This window comes from Streptomyces adelaidensis, from assembly GCF_016598475.1.
Classification (GTDB): Bacteria; Actinomycetota; Actinomycetes; order Streptomycetales; family Streptomycetaceae; genus Streptomyces; species Streptomyces adelaidensis.
On sequence record NZ_JAEMUX010000325.1, the window covers coordinates 1 to 328 of the forward strand.

A 328-nucleotide genomic window follows, 5' to 3' on the forward strand; every position below is an offset into this window, starting at 1 on the left:
GCAACCGATCATGAAATCCCACGGGCTTGAACATCGACGATACCGGGATCAACGAGGCGGCAACGCGACTTCTTGGGCTGGAGGGGGTGAGTGTGATCAAGGTAAAGGACGACGAGGCGGGTGGTTCGACGGTGTACGTCGTCACGGCCGAGGACTCCGCTCGGGCCTGCCCCTCGTGCGGCATCTTCGCCACCCGGCTGAAGGACTACCGCACCACCCGGCCCAGGCACCTGCTCTGTGGCGGGCGTCCGGTGGGTATCCGGTGGCGCAAGGCGCGCTGGCACTGCGCCGAACCCGCCTGCCTACGCGGCTCGTTCACCGAGGCGAT

Annotated in this window: 1 protein-coding gene; it reads left to right on the forward strand. The window is 66.8% G+C overall.

The genetic code is table 11. The features are described 5' to 3' along the window. Positions 1 to 26 precede the first annotated feature (26 nt). Positions 27 to 328 (forward strand): transposase family protein (locus tag I8N67_RS42080; protein ID WP_200309702.1); only part of this gene is annotated, 302 nt, incomplete at its 3' end.